Below are 15,340 nucleotides of genomic sequence, written 5' to 3' on the forward strand. Positions count from 1 at the left end.
GCACTGACTAGGATCGGGTCATGCTTTCACCTGCCCACCCCCTTCGAATCGTCGCCGTCTCCGGCGGATTGCAACGCCCTTCCAGGGCCGCCACGCTGGCCGAGCATCTGCTGGACCTGATCGGCGAGGACATCCATTGCGAGCAACACCTGATCGAACTGGGCGAGCTGGCGCCGCAGCTGGCCGGCGCACTGTGGCGCTCACAGTTGCCCGACGCTGTGGAGCGGCAGCTGGTTGCTGTTGAACAGGCCGACGTACTGGTGGTGGCAACGCCGGTCTACCGCGGTTCGTACACGGGGCTGTTCAAGCACTTCTTCGACTTCATCCACCAGGACGCACTGGTCGACACCCCCATCCTTCTGGCCGCCACCGGTGGCAGCGAGCGCCACTCGCTGGTGATCGACCATCAGCTGCGCCCGCTCTTCAGCTTCTTCCAGGCGCGCACCCTGCCATTGGGTGTCTACGCCACCGATCGCGATTTCGCCGACGGCCGCGTGCACAGCGACGCCCTGATCGAGCGGGCGCGACTGGCGGTACGGCGGGCCATGCCGCTGCTGGCGCTGCCCCGCCATCGTGCCACCGCCCTTGAGGCCGCCGCAGCGCTTTGAATGCCGGATGCCCTCGCCCGCATCCGGATGCCACCCCGCAACACGGAACGCCGCCCATGACGACCGACACCTTCACCTTCAGCATCACGCGCATCCCCTTCAACGAGGACTACCAGCCCGCCGATGGCACGCGCATCACCACCAATTTCGCCAATCTGGCGCGCGGGGCATCCCGGCAGGAGAACCTGCGCAACACGATCAGCATGATCAACAACCGCTTCAACGATCTGGCGCACTGGGACAACCCGAGCGCGGATCGCTATGCGGTCGAGCTGGACATCATCTCGGTGGAGATGCACATCGACGGCAGCGATGGCAGTGATCCGTTCCCGTTGATCGAGGTCCTGCGCCCAACCATTGTCGACACGCAGACCGGTGCGCGTACCGAGGGTATCGTCGGCAACAACTTCTCGTCCTACGTGCGCGACTACGATTTCAGCGTGGTGCTGCCGGCCAGCAACGAGGGCAAGGCCACCTTCGGCATTCCAGAGGGCTTTGGCGACCTGCATGGCAAGCTGTTCAAGCACTTCCTGGAGTCTGACGCCTACCGTGCCAACTTCAGCAAGGGGCCGGTGATCTGCATCAGCGTATCCAGCAGCAAGACCTACCACCGCACCGAGAACCACCATCCGATCCTGGGCGTGGAATACCGCCAGGGCGAGTTCTCTCCCACTGACCAGTATTTCGACAAGATGGGCCTGCAGGTGCGCTACTTCATGCCACCGGGCAGCGTGGCGCCGCTTGCCTTCTACTTCCAGGGCGACCTGCTGGGGGATTACTCGAATCTGGAACTGATCGGCACCATCAGCACGATGGAAGCGTTCCAGAAGATCTACCGCCCGGAGATCTACAACGCCAACTCCGTGGCCGGCAAGGTCTACCAGCCCAGCCTGAAGCACCAGGACTATTCGTCCACCCGCATCGTCTACGACCGCGAAGAGCGCAGCCAGCTGGCGGTCAAGCAGGGCAAGTTCACCGAAGAACACTTCATCAAGCCGTATCGCGCCGTGCTTGAGCAGTGGGCTGCCCGCTGATCCATCGATTTTCCATTCGCCCCCAGGAAACAAGACGCAATGTCGACGAAGAAACTGCTCCCTACCTCCACCGCCGGCAGCCTGCCCAAGCCGTCCTGGCTGGCAGAACCCGAAAAACTCTGGTCGCCCTGGAAGCTGCAGGACGAAGGCCTGACTGAAGGCAAGCAGGATGCCCTGCGCCTGTCCCTGCAGGAACAGCAGCATGCCGGCATCGATATCGTCAGCGACGGCGAGCAGACCCGGCAGCACTTCGTCACCACCTTCATCGAACACCTCAGCGGCGTTGATTTCGAGAAGCGCGAGACCGTGCGCATCCGCAACCGCTACGATGCCAGCGTGCCGACCGTGGTCGGCGCAGTGAGCCGTCCGAAGCCGGTGTTCGTGGAGGATGCGAAGTTCCTGCGCCGGCAGACCACGCAGCCGATCAAGTGGGCACTGCCTGGCCCGATGACGATGATCGACACGCTGTACGACGCGCACTACAAGAGCCGTGAGAAGCTGGCCTGGGAATTCGCGAAGATCCTCAACGAGGAAGCAAAGGAGCTGGAAGCCGCTGGCGTGGACATCATCCAGTTCGACGAGCCGGCCTTCAACGTGTTCTTCGACGAAGTGAACGACTGGGGCGTAGCCGCGTTGGAGCGTGCGATCGAAGGACTGAAGTGCGAGACCGCCGTGCACATCTGCTACGGCTACGGCATCAAGGCCAACACCGACTGGAAGCAGACGCTGGGGTCGGAATGGCGGCAGTATGAAGAGTCGTTCCCCAAGCTGCAGACCTCCAACCTCGACATCATCTCGCTGGAATGCCACAACTCGCACGTACCGATCGACCTGATCGAGCTGGTGCGTGGCAAGAAAGTGATGGTCGGCGCCATCGACGTGGCGTCCAGCACGGTGGAGACCGCCGATGAAGTAGCCAACACCCTGCGCAAGGCCCTGCAGTTCGTGGATGCCGACAAGCTTTACCCGAGCACCAACTGCGGCATGGCGCCGCTGGCCCGTGAAGTGGCACGGGGCAAGCTGCGTGCGCTCAGCGAAGGGGCCCGGATCGTGCGTGAGGAGCTTTCGGTGTAGCCCTGGCTGGAGATGTGTTCCCGTTTCGGCGCGAGGAGGATGGAATCTGGCCGGGTACAGACCAGGCTCCACCTCGTCCCTGCACCTCGGGCCTGGCGGCCATCATGCGCGGCCTTGGTGTCAGCGCTTCCTTGATCCTCCCCATCTCCCCTGCCCCGGCTTCAGCCAGGCGCCGGGCCTGCTGCCGCTGCTCCCGCGTCAGCACCTGCGAGGGCACGGCGCCCGCGCCGGGCGCAACAGCCACCAACCGCGCCACCGCATCGCGCAGAGGCAACTGCGGGCAGAGCCGTGCAGCACACCAGCGCTCGGCGTAGCGCTTGGCCTGACGGGCGCTGGCGGCGGACACGACCTTGGCCTGTGACATCTTGCGTGCGTCCAGATACAGGCGGAACCCGAGCACGGCATGCGGCACGATACTGGCCACCGAACGGCCGTTCCACCACAGATCCCAGCGCTCGCCGCTTTGCACCCACCCGGATGGCCGGGAGGCGGTCATGCACGCAGGGAATTTGAACGAAGAAGAGGCCATGGCGGGAAGGATACGAACACCCGTCGCATGACTTGAGACCGGGCGAACACCTGCGCAGAAGGCTGCCCGGATGCACCATTAACGTGACGCATCACGCTCGATGATGCTTTCGATCCAGTTGAGGTAGCGGGACACGCGGACGTTGTAAACCACCTGGCCATAGAAGCCCGCCTCTAGCGCATGCTCGGGAACGGCGGTGATCCAGGAGCCGAGGCCCACCAGCTGCCAGGTCCCTTCCTTACTGATCAGCAGCGGGCCGCCGCTGTCGCCGTTGCCGAGCACGCCCTCAAGGGGAAGGCCCTGCGGAGGTGGATCGAACCGGTACCAGAGATAGCGCGTGTTGCCGCCGGTGATCGCGTTGCAGGCTCGCCGCAGCGTCGTACGATGCGACCCGCCGGGCGCCAGCCCCACGGCACCGTTGCCGGTGGCGCCTTTCCCTATCAGGGAGGCGACCTGCGTGACCTCGTCGGCGCCACGGTAGAGTGCGACCGGCGGCACACCGCTCACCGGGGCGGCAAGTCTGATCAGTGCAATGTCGTCCGACGCTGCCAGAAACGCATGGATTTTCGATGCGCTCCCGGTTGCCATCGCTTCCTTGCCCAGCGCCTCGGGCATCCTCCGGTAGCCGGGGTGCAGGAAGACACGCTCGACGCCGTAGCCCTTCCCATCGATGGTGATCGTGGCATCCATCCCCTCCATCGGCGCGGCATGCGCGGCAGTCAGCACCCACTGCGGTGCGATCAGGACGCCGTGCCCCTCGCCCGGCATGTCTGCAAGTGCCGGGAACACCGATGCGTCGATCCGGTACCTGGCATCGTCAACATCATCGCGGATGACCACGGCACCGGCGGCGAACGGGAGCGTGGCCAATGCCAGGAAAATCCAGCGGTTCATGATTGCTTTCATCCTTGCAGTTCAATCACAACAGCCTAGGGGATATCCCTGCAATACGGGGAGATCGTGCGACCACTCCCGGCGATGGCCGACGAACCCGGGGAAACGGGAGTTGAAGCCAGGTGGGCCATGCCCTACCTGCGGCCACGATAGGGTTCACAGCCCACGCCGTCATTGTCACGATCGAGGTGCGGGCCATACCCCGGATCACCACGCCGTACCGGCGCAACCCCGGCGGCGCGGGCCTCCGCGCAGTTGGCAAATGCCCGGGAACCGCGCGCGGGGGCGGGGGCGAAACTCCTGCGCGGAGTGTCGACGTATCGAGGGGCAGCTGGAGCGCCTCGATGGCAGTGATACTCACCCGTTTTCCGGTTGGTGTGGCAACCCTGCTTGTCGAGCCCGCCCGGATGCGCGAGCGCATTGGCGGACAGTGCCAGTGCGAGCATGCCGGATGCAGCCAATACGATGGAATCTCGGCGCCGGGTATCCATGCCTTCCCCCTGTCAGGCAATCCTGCCAAAGGGAAGGCTAGCATGGTGTCTCGACCGCCAGGCTTGACGCTGCAGCGGCGACCACTCAGCGCTGGTAGTCCTTCAGGAACAGCCAGGTGATCAGCGTGGCATCCGGCCCCTTCGGGTCGGTGAATGGCAGGCCCGACTGGCTGCCGCTCCAGGCATGCCCCATGCCCTGCACCACATAGTGCTGGACCAGCGTCCTGCCGCCGTACGCGTAGGTGTCGACGGTATACGCGCGGCCGCCCGGCACCTGGCCGTGATAGATGCTGGTCGGCACGTACTTCACCGAATCGTTGTCCATGCCGTCGTCGGCCAGGTCATTGGTCTGCAGGAACTGGCGCACGGCCTGCTGCCCGTTCACCGGGTTGACGGTGAGGTCGGCGCTGCCATGGAACACCAGCACCGGCAGCGGTCGCGGCGACGGCGAACCTGAACACTGCCATGCCAGGCGACCGTTGCTGTCCGGCGAGTAGATGCTGCCAGCCAACAGTGCGTAGGCGCTACCGGAAATCGTGGTCGCGCCCTTGAACATGCCACCGGAATGGATGGCACCTGCGGCGAACACGTCCGAATAGCAGCCCAGCATGATCGAGGTCATCGCGCCGCCCGCCGAAATGCCGGTGACGTACACGCGATGCGGATCAACGCTGTAAGCCGCCTTCACCTTTTCCACGATGCCGGCCAGGAGCGAGGGCTCGCCACTGTCGCGTGCCTGGTTGATCGGCAGCTGCCAGTTCCAGCAGCGGGCCGGATTGGAGGTGACGTTCTGCCGCGGGTAGACCACGATGAAGCCTTCGGTGTCGGCCACATCGTTGAAGCCCGAGGCCTCGCCCATCAGGTTCGGCCCGGTCACGCAGCCGTGCAGCACCAGCAGCAGAGGCAGCGGTTGTGTGTCGTCGTAGCCGGCGGGCACCCACACCTGGTATTCGCGGGCGCCGAACAGATTGCCGTACAGGCCAATGTCCCAATGCCCGGCCGGGCCTGCGGCAACGGCGCTGCCCGCCATCGCCAGCCAACTGCACAGTATCAGCAGTACAACCTTGATCGAATCGATTCCGGATTTCATGGCCAGATCCTCATGCGTGAGTCGTGGATGAAGGGGTACCGGGATGCGCTTCCGGCTGGGGGCGCGCCCAGTATCCGCATCCGGCGGCCGCTGCCGACTGGACCTAGGTCCACTCGCCGCTGCCCGATGACACCGCTAGCCTTGGCTGCAGGGGTGGCAATGGGCCATCTGCAAGCACCTGCCTGGGGGAGGACCGAATGAAACGGAATTGTTTGAGTCTCATGATCGGCGCGCTGCTGGCCTCCGGGCCGGTACTGGCACAGGAAGCACCCCAGGCCACGCCGACGGTGAGCAGGACTGCATCACCCACCAACCTGGGCAGCATCAAGGTCACCGCACGCAAGCGCGAGGAAACCCTGCAGGAGGTGCCGGTTGCCGTCACTGCGTTTACCTCCGAGGCGCTGGACAAGATGAATGTCCAGGACATCAGCGACCTGGATGCGCAGGTGCCCAACCTGACCATCTACGCTGCCCGCGGCGCCAGCAGCACGGTCACCGCCTACATCCGTGGCATCGGCCAGTCCGATCCCACCTGGGGCGCCGATCCGGGCGTGGGCATCTACCTGGACGACGTCTATATCGCGCGTCCGCAGGGTGCGCTGCTGGATGTGTTCGATGTCTCGCGCATCGAGGTGCTGCGCGGCCCGCAGGGCACGCTGTATGGCAAGAACACCATCGGCGGCGCGATCAAGTACATCTCGCGCGGCCTGCCCACCCAGACCGAGGGCTTCGCCCAGATCACCGTGGGCAACTACAGCCAGCTGGATGCGAAGGCGGCCATCGGTGGCCCGATCGGCGGTGCCGACAGCGGCCTGCGCGCCCGTGTGGCGGTGGCCAGCATGAACCACGACGGGTTTGGCGAGAACACCTTCAACGGCCAGCCGGTCAGCGACAAGCAGATCAACGCGGCACGCCTGAATCTGGGCGCGTATGCGGGCGATGACCTCGACGTGCAGTTCGCACTGGACTGGATCGACGATCAGTCCGGCATGCGCGGCTCGAAGATGCTGGCGCCCAATCCGTTCCTGCGCGCCTACCCGCCGATGGACAGTCGCTATGACATCCGCTCGGGCATGCGCAACCTCAACAACGTGGAGAGCAAGGGCGCCTCGGCCACGGTGAACTGGCGGCCGAACGAAGACATCGCACTGAAGTACGTGATCGCCAAGCGTGAATCGGACAGCGAGGCCAACATCGACTTCGATACCGCGCCGGTCAAGCTCGCCGACGTGGGTGGCACCTACCACGACGACCAGGTCAGCAACGAAGTGCAGGTGAACTACGATGCCGGCGGCCGGATGCGCGGCGTGGTCGGCCTGTACCAGTTCAGCGGCGAAGCTGGCGGGCAGATCCAGAACAACTACTTCAGTGCGCAGTTCGCCGACAACCAGGGCAAGGTGCTGACCGACAGCATCGCGCTGTACGCGGACTGGACCTTCGACCTGACCAGCAGACTGAAGCTCGATGTCGGCGCCCGCTACACCGACGAGGACAAGCGCGCGATCGTGCTGAACCGCCTCTACGCCGACCCGGGCTTCAGCCGGCCGGTGGCGGTGACCGCCGATTTCGACAAGAAGACCAACTTCAAGAACGTCTCGCCCAAGGTCTCGCTGGACTACCAGATCACCCCGGACATCATGGTCTATGGCCTGGCGACGCGTGGCTTCAAGTCCGGTGGCTACAACATCCGTGCCAACGCGGCGGCGGTACCGCGCTCGGCGGAGCCGTTCGATGACGAGACCGTGGACAGCTACGAAGTCGGCAGCAAGATGGCCTTCCTCGACCAGCGCCTGTTCCTGAACCTGTCGGCGTTCTACAACAAGTACAAGGACATCCAGCTGTCGGTGTTCACCGGTCTGGATACCAACGGCGATGGCATCGACGATTCCTTCTTCGGCGACTTCACCAACGCCGGCGCCGGTACCGTCAAAGGCCTGGAAGTCGAGTATCAGTACCTGCCCAGCCAGCACTGGCTGATTTCCGGCAACCTGGCATGGCTGGATACCAGGTACGACGAGTACATGGACCGCGGCATCAACGTGGCCAGGCAGATGAAGTTCACCAATGCCCCGGAATTCTCTGGTGCGTTCAACGTGGAATACCGCACCGACCTGGCCAACGGCAGCAACCTGTCGGCACGGGTGAGCTACAGTTACCAGAGCGAAGTGTGGCCGACCACCGACCTCAGCCCGGTGATCCGACAGCAGGGTTACGGGCTGGTCAATGCCGGCGTCATCTGGCGCTTGGATGACGCGTGGACCTTCTCGCTGCAGGGCACCAACCTGGCCGACAAGGAATACCGCACCACCGGCTACAACATCCCGGCGGTCGGCACGCTGATTGGCTTCTATGGCCCACCACGCGAATATAGCCTCAGCGTCCGTTACGATTTCTAGCGCATCCGTTACGATCTTCAGGAAGCTTCTGCATGACGCAGTCTTACGACGACCTGTACTGGAACAGCAATGATGGATTGCGCCTGCATGCGCGCGACCATGCACCCGATGCGGGGCAGGCAGCGCGTGGCACAGTGGTCTGCATTCCAGGACTGACCCGCAATGGTGCCGACTTCGATGCGCTTGCCAATGTACTCACCGCCGAGGGCTGGCGCGTGATCGCGGTCGACCTGCGTGGTCGTGCAGGCTCGGAACGCGCATATGACCCGTCCAGCTACAACCCGCGTGCCTATGCGGATGACATGGTTGCGTTGCTGCGCTCGCAGAGCATCGACAAGGCGGTGTTCATCGGCACCTCGCTGGGCGTGCTGGTGACCATCACCCTCGCCTCGCGCGCGCCCGGGCGGATTTCCGGGGCGGTGCTCAACGATGCCGGCCCCAAGGTGCCACGCGAGGCGCTGGCACGGATCGGCAAGTACGCCGGCAAGCCGGTCCCGCCGATGGACCTGGTGCAGGCCACGGCCTACGTGGAATCCATCGGCAAGGCTGCGTTCCCGCGCTTCAGCACCGACGACTGGCGGCAGATGGCGGTGCGCACCTTCCGCCCGCGCAGCGATGGCCTGTTGGAACTGGACTACGACCCGGCAGTGATCCGTACTACCCGGCCATGGTTGCTGTGGCTGTTGCGTCCGCTGCTGTGGCGTGCGGTCCGCGGGCTGACCGCACGGGTGCCGGTGCTGGTGGTACGTGGTGCGCTGTCCGACATTCTGCCGGCCGATGTCGCGCGGCAGATGGCGGCCACCTCGGAAAGTGCCCGCCTGGTGGAGGTGCCCGATGTGGGGCACGCGCCGATGCTGTCCGAGCCAGAGGCGCGTGACGCGATCCTGACCTTGCTGGAGCGTGTGGCGTGAGTGCGGACAGCGACCTGCCTCCCGCCCTGCAGGCGTTGCAGCAGTGGGCAGCCAGCGAGCGGCTGAGTGGCGTGACCCGCGTGGACCAGACGCGTATCGATGCCTTTGCCGACGCCACCGGCGACCACAACTGGATCCATGTCGATCCAGCGCGGGTGCAGGCCCAGATGCCGGGTGGGCAGACCATCGCACACGGCTTCCTGCTGCTCTCGCTGACGGTGGAGGACGATGTGGCCGCCCTCGCTGGCTTCCCCGGCATCGCCCACGTGCTCAACTACGGCTTGAACAAGGTCCGCTTCCTGGCGCCGGTGCCGAGCGGGTCCGAGGTGCGGGTACGCTCGCAGCTGGTGTCACTGGACGCGCGGCAGCCCGGCCAATGGCTGCTGACCCAGCGCAAGGCCGTCGAGCGGGTTGCTGATGGCGAGCTGGCACTGGTCGCTGAGCAGCTGTCACTGATCGTGATCGCCTCCTAGCACCACCCTCCCCGCTTCTCTCCCTACACTGGAGCGATGTTGACGCCCTCCATCGTCCTCTTCGCCTGCATTGCATGGACCGCACTGCTGTTTGGCGTGGCGCTGTGGGGCGAGCGCCGGGGGCACCGGCTTTCGAGGGCATGGCCGCTCATCTATGCACTGTCGCTGGCCGTGCACTGCACCGCGTGGACCTACTACGGCGCGGCCTCGCAGGGGCTGCAATGGGGCTTTCCGATTCCACCGACCCTGGCCGGGATGGCGCTGATCTTCGCCTTGGGCCTGCCGTTCCTGCTCCGCCTGGGGCGGCTGGCCAAACAGCACAACAGTGCCACCATCGCCGATCTGGTCGTTGCACGACTGCGTGCCGATCGTGGTCTTGGCTTCACCATCACCCTGGTGGCGCTGTTCGGCATCATTCCCTACATCGCACTGCAGCTGAAAGCCGTCAGCCAGGGGCTGGGCGCCCTGCTCGGTGATCGGTTCGCGCCTGCCGGTGCGCAGCTGGACATGTCGTTCTGGTTCGCGCTGACGATGGCTGCGTTCACCCTGCTGTTCGGTGCACGCAAGGCCTCGGCCACCGAGCCCAACCGCGGCATCGTGGTCGCGCTGGGCCTGGAATCGGTGTTGAAACTGGTGGCGCTGTTGGCCATTGGCCTGTATGCGGCGCTGTCCGTGCACACGGCCGGCACACCGCTGCTGGAGAAGATGGTGCAGCTGCCGCCCCCGGCCATCGTGCCGGACTATCTCACCATGGTCGCGCTGGGGGCGATCTCCGCGTTCACCCTGCCTCACCAGTTCCACGTCGGCGTGGTCGAGCTTCGCCAGACATCGGACCTGAAGACGGCACGCTGGATGTTCCCGGTCTACCTGCTGCTGATCGGTCTGCCGTCGGTGCCGATGGCATTGGCCGGTGCTGCGCAGCTGCCGGCCTCGGTATCACCGGACCTGTACGTGCTGGCGCTGCCGCAGGCCGGTGGCCATCATCTGCTGGCGCTGCTGGCCTATCTGGGCAGCCTGAGCGCGGCCACCGGCATGATGATCCTCTCCGGGCTGACCCTGTCGATCATGCTTGGCAACCATGGATTCGGTTCGCGCCTGCTCGGCGGCATCGAGGGTGGCGTGGCCAACGCCGATCTGCGCCCGCGCGTGCTGGCGTTCCGCCGTGCCGGCATCCTCGCCGTGTTCCTGATGTCGTGGCTGTACAGCCGCGCGATGAGCGGCACCGAGGCACTCAGCGATTTCGGCCTGATGTCCTTCACCGCCCTCTCGCAGCTGGCACCGGCTGTGCTGCTGGCGGTGTATCGCCCACGTACGCCCTCCGCGGCCATCATGGCCGGCATCGTGCTGGGCTCGTTGGCCTGGCTGTGGCTGGTACTGCTGCCGATGGTGATCCCGGCCGCGACGCCGTCGGTCGACGCCGACGGGCTGCATTGGTTGTCGGTGGTCTCGCTGCGCGTGCAGCCGGGGCATATCGCCATCAGCATGGGGGCCAGCCTGGCGGTCAACCTGCTGGCCGTGGCCTTGGTGTCGCGGGCCGTGCGTCCGTCCTTGCCGCGGAGGCGGGATGCGGTGGCTGCGGCGTCCCTGCGCAGGACCGCCGGACGCTTCCTTGGCCAGGAGCGTGCGCGCCAGCTGCTGGAGGGCCACGCCGGGCAGATGCTGGATGACGACCGGGTCACCGCCGTCGAGCGTGAGCTGACGGCCGTGGTCGGCGCAGGCATGGCACGGCTGTTGGTCGAAGCCGCACGCGAGGGCGGCGCCGCGCCGCTGGACGCGGTGACCCGCGCCGTCGGCGAGGCCACCCAGGTGCTGCGCTTCAACCAGCGCCTGCTGGAAGCTGCGCTGGAGAACATGAGCCAGGGCATCAGCGTGGTCGATGCGCAGCTGCAGCTGGTGGCCTGGAACAGCCGCTACGCCGCGCTGTTCAGGTTCCCGCCGGAGCTGCTGCAGGTCGGGCAGCCGGTGGTCAACCTCACGGCATGGGCACTGGGACAGCTGAAGATCGGCGACGGCCCTGGCGACACGCCGACCAAGGCATTGCAGCGCCGCGTCGCGCATATGCGCCGTGGCACGCCACACCTGTCCGAACGGATCTTCCCCGATGACACCATCGTCGAGATCCGCGGCAACCCGATGCCGGGCGGTGGCTATGTAGCCACCTTCACCGATGTCACGGCGTTCCGCCGCGCGGAAGATGCGCTCAAGCGCAGTAATGAGAATCTGGAGCGCCGGGTACAGGACCGCACCGCGCGGCTGCAGCAGGCGGTACAGGAGGCCGAGCGCGCGAACGCAGCGAAAACGCGCTTCCTGACGGCGGTCGGCCATGATCTCATCCAGCCCCTGCATGCGGCCCAGTTGCTGACCGAGGCGATGTCGCAGCACATCGAGTCCGAGTTCCTCGACAGTTTCCTGCGGCAGATCCGCGGCGCATTGGATTCCACTGATGACCTGCTGTCCGGCCTGCTGGATATCTCGCGACTGGAAGCCGGTGGGCTGGTGGCCGATCCGCGCCCCTTCGCGCTGTCGACCGTGCTCGATCCGCTTGCGCAGGAGTTCGCGGTGCTGGCGGCGGCGCGTGGCCTGCAGTTCCGCCACGTGCGGAGCCAGGCCTGGGTCCATAGCGACCCGCTGCTGCTGCGCCGGGTGCTGCAGAACTTCCTGGCCAACGCCATTCGTTACACCCGCCATGGCGGTGTCTTGCTGGGTGCGCGCCGCCAGGGGCAGGCACTGATGATCGGCGTGCATGACACCGGCCCCGGCATTGCTCCGGAGCAGCAGGCGGTGGTGTTCGAGGAGTTCCACCGGATCGATCGCAGCAACGGGCAAGGACTGGGCCTGGGCTTGACCATCGCGCACCGCATCGCCGACCTGCTGCATGCACCCTTGCACCTGCGCAGCGTACCCGGGCATGGCTCGGCCTTCTCGATCAGCGTGCAACGCGCAGCCCCCCCTGTGACTCCGCGCAGTCCACCACCGACGGGCGGCAGCAGCGCCCTGAAGGGAATTCGTGTACTGGTGGTGGACAACGACCCGGACGCACTGGAGGCGATGCGGCAGCTGCTGCATTCCTGGGGTTGCGATGTGATCGCGGCAGGCAACGCCGATGACATCGGACCCTCAGCGCACGAGGCGGCGCTGTGGCTGTTCGACTATCACCTGGATGATGGCGATACCGGTGTTGCGCTGTGGAAGCGGCTGGTGGGCATGCATGGGCCGCGGCCGACGGTGATCCTCAGTGCCGATACCGGCAGCGATACGCGCGAGGCGGTGCGCGGCGTTGGGCTGTCCCTGCTCAACAAGCCGTTCAAGCCGTTGGCGCTGCGCTGGGCGATCAACCACCTGCTGGCGACCACTGCCACGCCCTGACCCATCAGGGCTCGGGAAGCTCTTCGATCTGCCGGGACGGATCGGCCAATCCCATTTCGTGCAGCACGCGGATGGCCTGCGCGCGGTTGCGCACGCCCAGCCGCTCCATGATGCGTGTCATGTGTGCCTTGACCGTGCGCAGCTGTACGCCCAGCCGGTCGGCGATCTGCTTGTTGAGCAGGCCCTCGGCCACCAGCCCCAGCACCTTGTACTGATGTGCCGACAGGCTGGCCAGGCGTGCGGCCAGGTCGGCATCCCTGCTGAACGGTGCCACCCGCGCCACCGGCTCGCGCAGCAACGCTGGAATCCAGCGCTCACCCTCCAGCACGGACTGCAGCGCGGACTGCAGTTCGTTCAAGCCCGAGCTCTTGGGCAGGTAGCCTGCGGCGCCGAGGTCGATGGCACGCCGGATGACCTGCGGCTCCTCGTTGGCGGAGACGATGATGATCGCCAGGCCCGGCTGCAGGGCACGGATCGTGGCCAACCCGGCCAGCCCATGGTTGCCGGGCATGTGCAGGTCAAGCAGCATCAGGTCGATCGACTGGTTCTCGATCACCTCCAGCACGCCGTCCAGCGAATCAGCCTCGCTGATCTGCAGATCGGCGACCGCCTCTTCCGCCGCGCGATGCAGTGCCGCACGGAACAAGGGGTGATCATCGGCGATGAGCAGGGTTGGCATGTCCTGGCGAGATTATCAAATCGGCTGCGCGCGGGAACAGGTACCTAGGTACGCTGGTACAGCAGGAAGGGCTTGCTAGTGTGGGGCGGAGAAGGCCGGCGACCGCAACGCCGTCCACGAGGAAATGCCATGTCATCCGCCCCCACTCCCGATGCCCATGCCTATCCACTGCTGATCAAGCAGCTGCTGCTGATGCCGCTGGCGGTGAGCCCTGGACAGGAAATCGTCTACGGCGACCAGGTACGGTTCGATTACCGCACCCTGCACGCGCGCATCGGCCAGCTGGCAGGCCTGCTGACCTCGCTGGGAGTCGGCCACGGCGACACGGTGGCGGTGATGGACTGGGACAGCAACCGCTACCTGGAGGCCTACTTCGCGGTGCCGATGATCGGTGCGGTGCTGATGATGGTGAACGTGCGCCTGGCCCCCGAGCAGATCGCGTACACGCTGAACCACAGCGGCGCGCGGGCGATCCTGGCCAACCGCGAGTTCCTGCCGCTGCTGGACGCCATCGACGAGCAGCTGCCGGACCTGCGCACCCGCATTCTGCTGGACGATGCTGATGGCCCGCTGCCGCCAGGCTTCGCCACCGAGTATGAAGCGGGCCTGCGTGATGCCACGCCGGTCGTCCGCTTCCCGGACTTCGACGAGAATGCCCGTGCCACGGTGTTCTACACCACCGGAACCACCGGGTTGCCCAAAGGGGTCTATTTCAGCCATCGGCAGCTGGTGCTGCATTCGCTGGCGGCGATGGCCGCGCTCGGCGGCGCCCCCCGCCAGGGCCGCCTGCACCGTGACGACGTCTACATGCCCATGACCCCGATGTTCCATGTGCACGCGTGGGGCCTGCCCTACGTGGCTACCGCGATGGGCATCAAGCAGGTCTATCCGGGGCGCTACCTGCCTGCGAAGCTGCTGGCGTTGATCGCGCGCGAAAAGGTGACCTTCTCGCACTGTGTGCCAACCATCCTTCACATGCTGCTGGAGCATCCGGACGCGGCGCAGACCGACCTGGAGGGCTGGAAGGTGATCATCGGCGGTGCGGCCCTGCCCCGTTCTCTGGCGCAGCGTGCACTGGCACGGGGCATCGACATCTTCGGCGGCTATGGCATGTCCGAGACCTGCCCCCTGCTCACCATCGCCCAGATCGACCTGGACAGCATGACCGATGCCGACGAGGTGCTGTCACTGCGCACCAAGGCCGGCACTCCGGTGCCGCTGGTGGACCTGCGCATTGTCGACCCGGACATGGGCGATGTCGTCCACGATGGCGTGGCCACCGGCGAAGTGGTGGCACGAGCCCCCTGGCTGACCCAGGGTTACCTGCACGATCCGGACGCTTCGGCAGCGCTGTGGGCGGGCGGCTACCTGCACACCGGCGACATCGGCAACATCGATGCAGGTGGCTACCTGCGCGTCACCGATCGCATCAAGGACGTGATCAAGACCGGTGGCGAATGGATCTCCTCGCTCGCGCTCGAAGACATCATCGCACTGCACCCGGCGGTCAGCGAGGTCGCGGTGATCGGTATCGCCGATGCGAAATGGGGCGAACGGCCGCTGCCACTGGTGGTCAGGCAGCCCGGCCGTGATGTGTCAGAGGCGGAGATCATCGAACTGGTCGCAGCGCGCAGCCGTTCCGGAGACATCTCACGCCATGCGATTCCGGAGCGTGTCAGCTTCGTGGATGCGATCGAGCGGACCAGCGTGGGCAAGATCAACAAGAAAAAACTGCGCGGGCTGCATGATCCGGGCGCTGGCACCGGCGGGCGCTGACGCCCTCTGCCGGCACGGC

12 protein-coding genes are annotated in these 15,340 nt (G+C 65.8%); 8 read left to right on the forward strand and 4 right to left on the reverse strand.

Annotated features, from left to right (window positions below):
- Positions 1-20 precede the first annotated feature (20 nt).
- Genes msuE through M1L61_RS11995 form a run of 3 tightly spaced genes read left to right on the forward strand, consistent with a single transcriptional unit; the run spans position 21 to position 2,716 of the window.
- On the forward strand, positions 21-608 hold the full coding sequence (gene msuE, locus M1L61_RS11985; RefSeq protein WP_043395912.1) for an FMN reductase: 588 nt from the start codon (positions 21-23) through the stop codon (positions 606-608).
- Positions 609-664: 56 nt separating this feature from the next.
- The gene (locus M1L61_RS11990; protein ID WP_054171777.1) at positions 665-1,642 is read left to right on the forward strand and encodes a DUF1852 domain-containing protein; all 978 of its coding nucleotides are present in this window, start codon (positions 665-667) and stop codon (positions 1,640-1,642) included.
- A 39-nt stretch (positions 1,643-1,681) separates the two neighbouring features.
- On the forward strand, positions 1,682-2,716 hold the full coding sequence (locus M1L61_RS11995) for a methionine synthase (protein ID WP_049455201.1): 1,035 nt from the start codon (positions 1,682-1,684) through the stop codon (positions 2,714-2,716).
- Here the strand turns inward: M1L61_RS11995 and M1L61_RS12000 are convergent.
- The 3 genes from M1L61_RS12000 to M1L61_RS12010 all read right to left on the reverse strand — a co-directional run bounded on the left by M1L61_RS12000 (position 2,673) and on the right by M1L61_RS12010 (position 5,720).
- Entirely contained in the window at positions 2,673-3,245 is a 573-nt protein-coding gene (locus tag M1L61_RS12000) for a hypothetical protein (RefSeq protein ID WP_238794387.1), read from the reverse strand. The two genes, M1L61_RS11995 and M1L61_RS12000, sit on opposite strands and share 44 nt — an antisense overlap.
- 78 nt (positions 3,246-3,323) lie before the next feature.
- Positions 3,324-4,139: a trypsin-like serine protease gene (locus M1L61_RS12005; protein WP_057504109.1), complete on the reverse strand. Its 816-nt coding sequence runs from the start codon at positions 4,137-4,139 to the stop codon at positions 3,324-3,326.
- 576 nt (positions 4,140-4,715) lie between these two features.
- Positions 4,716-5,720 carry a PHB depolymerase family esterase gene (locus M1L61_RS12010; protein ID WP_241872781.1) on the reverse strand — a complete coding sequence of 335 codons (1,005 nt, stop codon included), beginning with the start codon at positions 5,718-5,720 and terminating at the stop codon, positions 4,716-4,718.
- A 221-nt stretch (positions 5,721-5,941) separates the two neighbouring features.
- On the opposite strand from M1L61_RS12010, the gene M1L61_RS12015 reads away from it, so the two are divergent.
- Genes M1L61_RS12015 through M1L61_RS12030 form a run of 4 tightly spaced genes read left to right on the forward strand, consistent with a single transcriptional unit; the run spans position 5,942 to position 12,866 of the window.
- Positions 5,942-8,116 carry a TonB-dependent receptor gene (locus M1L61_RS12015; protein WP_248854780.1) on the forward strand — a complete coding sequence of 725 codons (2,175 nt, stop codon included), beginning with the start codon at positions 5,942-5,944 and terminating at the stop codon, positions 8,114-8,116.
- Positions 8,117-8,148: 32 nt separating this feature from the next.
- Positions 8,149-9,027: an alpha/beta hydrolase gene (locus M1L61_RS12020; RefSeq protein WP_248853500.1), complete on the forward strand. Its 879-nt coding sequence runs from the start codon at positions 8,149-8,151 to the stop codon at positions 9,025-9,027.
- Positions 9,024-9,500, forward strand: coding sequence for a MaoC family dehydratase (locus M1L61_RS12025; protein ID WP_049409684.1), 477 nt, complete (start codon positions 9,024-9,026; stop codon positions 9,498-9,500). The genes M1L61_RS12020 and M1L61_RS12025 overlap by 4 nt, the downstream gene beginning before the upstream one ends.
- Before the next feature lie 36 nt (positions 9,501-9,536).
- The gene (locus M1L61_RS12030) at positions 9,537-12,866 is read left to right on the forward strand and encodes a PAS-domain containing protein (RefSeq protein ID WP_248853501.1); all 3,330 of its coding nucleotides are present in this window, start codon (positions 9,537-9,539) and stop codon (positions 12,864-12,866) included.
- Positions 12,867-12,870: 4 nt separating this feature from the next.
- Here the strand turns inward: M1L61_RS12030 and M1L61_RS12035 are convergent, their stop codons facing one another.
- A complete protein-coding gene (locus tag M1L61_RS12035) occupies positions 12,871-13,545 on the reverse strand; it encodes a response regulator transcription factor (RefSeq protein ID WP_010485636.1) in 675 nt (224 codons plus the stop codon).
- A gap of 129 nt (positions 13,546-13,674) precedes the next feature.
- On the opposite strand from M1L61_RS12035, the gene M1L61_RS12040 reads away from it, so the two are divergent.
- A complete protein-coding gene (locus tag M1L61_RS12040) occupies positions 13,675-15,321 on the forward strand; it encodes a fatty acid--CoA ligase (protein WP_248853502.1) in 1,647 nt (548 codons plus the stop codon).
- Positions 15,322-15,340: the final 19 nt, after the last annotated feature.

The sequence above is a fragment of the Stenotrophomonas sp. NY11291 genome, from assembly GCF_023277365.1.
Classification (GTDB): domain Bacteria; phylum Pseudomonadota; class Gammaproteobacteria; order Xanthomonadales; family Xanthomonadaceae; genus Stenotrophomonas; species Stenotrophomonas geniculata.

Coding starts and splice junctions, on each gene's coding strand:
- msuE (WP_043395912.1), top strand. CDS start 21: ATGCTTTCACCTGCCCACCCCCTTCGAATCGTCGCCGTCTCCGGCGGA.
- M1L61_RS11990 (WP_054171777.1), top strand. CDS start 665: ATGACGACCGACACCTTCACCTTCAGCATCACGCGCATCCCCTTCAAC.
- M1L61_RS11995 (WP_049455201.1), top strand. CDS start 1,682: ATGTCGACGAAGAAACTGCTCCCTACCTCCACCGCCGGCAGCCTGCCC.
- M1L61_RS12000 (WP_238794387.1), bottom strand. CDS start 3,245: ATGGCCTCTTCTTCGTTCAAATTCCCTGCGTGCATGACCGCCTCCCGG.
- M1L61_RS12005 (WP_057504109.1), bottom strand. CDS start 4,139: ATGAACCGCTGGATTTTCCTGGCATTGGCCACGCTCCCGTTCGCCGCC.
- M1L61_RS12010 (WP_241872781.1), bottom strand. CDS start 5,720: ATGAAATCCGGAATCGATTCGATCAAGGTTGTACTGCTGATACTGTGC.
- M1L61_RS12015 (WP_248854780.1), top strand. CDS start 5,942: ATGATCGGCGCGCTGCTGGCCTCCGGGCCGGTACTGGCACAGGAAGCA.
- M1L61_RS12020 (WP_248853500.1), top strand. CDS start 8,149: ATGACGCAGTCTTACGACGACCTGTACTGGAACAGCAATGATGGATTG.
- M1L61_RS12030 (WP_248853501.1), top strand. CDS start 9,537: ATGTTGACGCCCTCCATCGTCCTCTTCGCCTGCATTGCATGGACCGCA.
- M1L61_RS12035 (WP_010485636.1), bottom strand. CDS start 13,545: ATGCCAACCCTGCTCATCGCCGATGATCACCCCTTGTTCCGTGCGGCA.
- M1L61_RS12040 (WP_248853502.1), top strand. CDS start 13,675: ATGTCATCCGCCCCCACTCCCGATGCCCATGCCTATCCACTGCTGATC.